Here is a 3,448-nt window from a genome sequence, read left to right as displayed (position 1 = left end):
CTCGGGCGTAGTCCGGCCTCTGCCATCGGCACCTCCTGGGCCACCGACTGGCTGTCGAGGCGCTGGCTCTGCAGGCCGCTGTCGTAGCTCAGCGCCAGGGCGACGAGGCGCGGCAGCGACGGCAGCGGGGCCGGGGAGGCGGCGATCGATGCGTTCGTCGGCGGCGTGATCTCCAGCGGCTGGGCATATGTCGGCGTGGCCAGAGCCGCCAGGCAGCCGGTCAGGATCCAGGGTCGAATTGACGGCATCACTCTTCTCGCATCGCTCGTGCCAGCATGTCGCTGAACGGTTTGAACATGTAGCTGGCGAAGGTGCGATCCCCTGTCTTCAGCATCACTTCGGCTGGCATGCCGGCCAGCAGTTGCATCGACGAGGTCATCTTGGCATGCCCCAGGTCGGTCACCCGAATGCGTGCCTTGTAGTAGTGCGTCCGCGTCGCCTCGTCTTCGAAGCTATCCGCCGAGACATGGGCGACCTCGCCCTCGATGACATTGGAGAGGCGCTGGTTGAAGGCGCTGAAGCGAATCTCGGCGGGTTGGCCGGCGTGGACGTTGTCGATGTCGCGATCGGGAATTCTCGCCTCGATGACGAAGGCCTCGTTCGCCGGGACGACCTCCATGATCGTGTCGCCGGAACGAATGACCGCCCCCTGGGTGTGGACCTGCAAGCCGACGACGGTGCCCGAGACGGGGGCCACGATGGCGGTCCTCTGCACTTGATCGCGCAGGGCGGTCACCCGCTCCTCGGCGTCCGTGACCTGGGACTGCACCTCCTTGAGGTCCTCGCCCACACCCTGGTGGTACTCCTGCAGGCGAATCTCCTTCTGAAAACCGTTCTCGCTGATCTGCGAGCGCAACTGCGCCACCTCGGCAGCGTGCTGCGCGTTCTCTCCCTGGTACTGGAGCACCTGGCGCTCGAGCTCGCGCAGGCGCTGATTGTCTCCCAGCCCCTCCTTGAACAGCGTGCGGTAGTCGGCGGCTTCTCCGGCCAGCGAGTTGATCTTGGACTGGTTCACCTGTCGCAGTCGCTCGAGCCCGGCGATCTGCTCCTGCATCTGGTGGGCCTTCTCGTCGAGTGCGGAGAGGGCATCCTTGAGCGACTGGCGACGAACCTGGAACAGCCGCTTCTGGACATCGACCACGGCCTCCACCCGGGGCGAGACGTCGCCCAGCAGGATAGCGGGGAATGTCAGTGAATCGCGGTCGCTCTGTTCGGCCAGCAGTCGCACCTCGCTGGCCAGCGCGATGCGGTATTCCGATTCGGCGATGGAGAGCTTGGCCAGCGGCTGGGTATCGTCGAGCACGATCAAGGGGTCGCCCGCCTCGACTCGATCGCCATCCCCGACCAGGATGCGTTGGACGATACCGCCTTCGAAGTGCTGGACCTTCTTGGTCGAGGTCTCGACGGCGACCGACCCTGGCGCCACGACAGCGACCGCGAGGTCGGCCGTCAGCGACCAGAGCACGAAGCCGCCAAGCGCGAACACCAGGATCCCCAGGCCCCAGCGCCGGCTGGCGTCGTCGCTGGTCGGCAACTGGGGCTTGGGCGCACCGAGTGTCATCGGTGAGGAGGAGGCAGTCGTCATGGCGTCGGCGGCTCCGGTGCCAGGGGTGGGTAGGAGTGTGAGTCGCCGGCCTTGCCGCGGGCGCGCATCCGGATCGAGTGAACGGGGGCGTCACTCTGGCGTGAAGCGTCCGGGGCTGGCGTCGCCGCCTTCCGCGGCGGGGCGCAGGAGATCATGCGGCCCTCCTGCAGCACGAGTACGCGATCGACATGGTCGAGAATGGCGGGCGCATGGCTGATGATGAATACCGTGGTGCCCTGGTCCTTGAGCTGCCGCAGACAGTGCAGCAGCGCGCGCTCTCCGCTGGCGTCGAGATTGGCGTCCGGCTCGTCGAGGACGACCAGAACGGGATTGCCATACAGGGCCCGGGCCAGACCGAGGCGTTGTCGCTGCCCGCCGGAGAGTACGCCACCGGTGCCGCTGATCCGGGTGTCGTAGCCGTCGGACTGGCGAAGGATCATGTCGTGTACGCCGGCCCTCTGCGCCGCCTCGATGACGCGCGCCGGGTCGATGTCGCCAAAGCGCGCGATGTTCTCGCTGATGCTGCCGTCGAACAGCTCGACGTCCTGCGGCAGATAGCCGATGAAAGGGCCCAGCCGCTCTCTTGGCCACTGACCGATATCGGTCCCCCCGATCCTGCCGCAGCCGCTCTGGGTGGGCCAGACGCCCAGCATGACCCGGGCGAGCGTCGACTTTCCCGCAGCACTGGGTCCGACGATGGCGATGTGTTCGCCGGGGTTGGCGGTCAGGCTGAGCTCCCACAGTGTCGGTTGCGTGTCGCCGGGCGGGGCCGCCGTGACCGCTTCGAGCGCCAGCCGCCCGACTGGCGGTGGCAGCGGCATGCGCTGGGGTTCCGCGGGCACCGCGACGAGTAGCGCCTGGAGTCTGGCGTGCGCCGTGCGTGCCGCGACGAAGCCTTTCCAGCCACCGATCATCTGGTCGATGGGCGCCAGGGCACGACCCATCAGGATGGAGCCGGCGATCATCATGCCGCCCGTCAGGCTGCCCTCGATCACCAGATAGGCGCCGAGCCCCAGAATCAGCGACTGGAACATGACCCTCAGCGTTTTCGATACATTGCTGAGCACACCGGCCCGGTCGCTGGCGCGGGACTGGTTGATGAGATAGTCGTGGTGCTTGTCCCGCCAGCGGGCGAGCAGATGGGGCAGCATCCCCATGGCCTGGAGAACTTCGGCATTGCGCAGGTTGCTCTGGGCCAGGTCCTGGGATTGGACGTGCTCCCGGTTGGCCTCGTTCAGCAGCGACTGGGTGCTCTTCTCGTTGATCCAGGCCAGCACCAGCAGCACGCAGGCGGCGACGGTGGCGAAGATCCCGAACCACGGATGGAACAGCGTCAGAATGGCGATGTAGACCGGTATCCAGGGCGCATCGAAGAAGGCGAACAAACCGTTTCCACTCAGAAACTGGCGTAACGTCGTCAAGTCGTTGAAGGGCTGGGCCGAGGGCTTGCCCGGTACCAGCAAGGCCCGCTTGAACGTGGCCTGATAGAGGCGCTCGTTGATCTGCATGTCGAGCCGGTTGCCGACCCGGACCAGGATTCGCGAGCGCACCAGCTCCAGCGATCCCATCACGACAAACAGAAACACCACGACCAACGTCAACATCATCAGAGTTTCGGGGCTGCGCGTCGTGATGACTCGATCATAAACCTGCAGCATATAAATCGATGGCGCGAGCATCATCAAGTTGATGAACAGGCTGAATAGCAAGATGAAAAGAAAAGCACGGCGACTATTGGAAAGCGCCTTTTGCAGATCGGTCTTGTCGTCGGGTTTGGCCACGGTTCTGTCTCTTGTGACATCATTTCGGAAAGTGGCGTCGAACGCTGTTGAGACTTTCAGCATGCGGAAATTGTGAAGAAGT

Annotated in this window: 2 protein-coding genes and 1 pseudogene; all 3 read right to left on the bottom strand. The window is 65.0% G+C overall.

The features are described 5' to 3' along the window. Window positions 1-248 (bottom strand): annotated as a pseudogene (locus tag AC3AYF_RS19455) (hypothetical protein); the annotation flags it as partial. Further along, window positions 248-1,585, bottom strand: a complete 1,338-nt coding sequence (locus AC3AYF_RS19450; RefSeq protein WP_295041194.1) for an HlyD family type I secretion periplasmic adaptor subunit — start codon at window positions 1,583-1,585, stop codon at window positions 248-250. The pseudogene AC3AYF_RS19455 and the gene AC3AYF_RS19450, both read right to left, overlap by 1 nt. After that, on the bottom strand, window positions 1,582-3,366 hold the full coding sequence (locus AC3AYF_RS19445; RefSeq protein ID WP_295041193.1) for a type I secretion system permease/ATPase: 1,785 nt from the start codon (window positions 3,364-3,366) through the stop codon (window positions 1,582-1,584). The genes AC3AYF_RS19450 and AC3AYF_RS19445 overlap by 4 nt, the downstream gene beginning before the upstream one ends. Between the last annotated feature and the right edge of the window lie 82 nt (window positions 3,367-3,448).

The organism is Salinicola sp., assembly GCF_982684285.1.
Note: the sequence above shows the minus strand (reverse complement) of the source record. Positions and strands in the feature narration are given on the sequence as shown.

What these genes read in the sequence shown, in the direction of transcription:
- AC3AYF_RS19450 (WP_295041194.1), bottom strand. Translation starts at nt 1,585, where the DNA reads ATGACGACTGCCTCCTCCTCACCGATGACACTCGGTGCGCCCAAGCCC.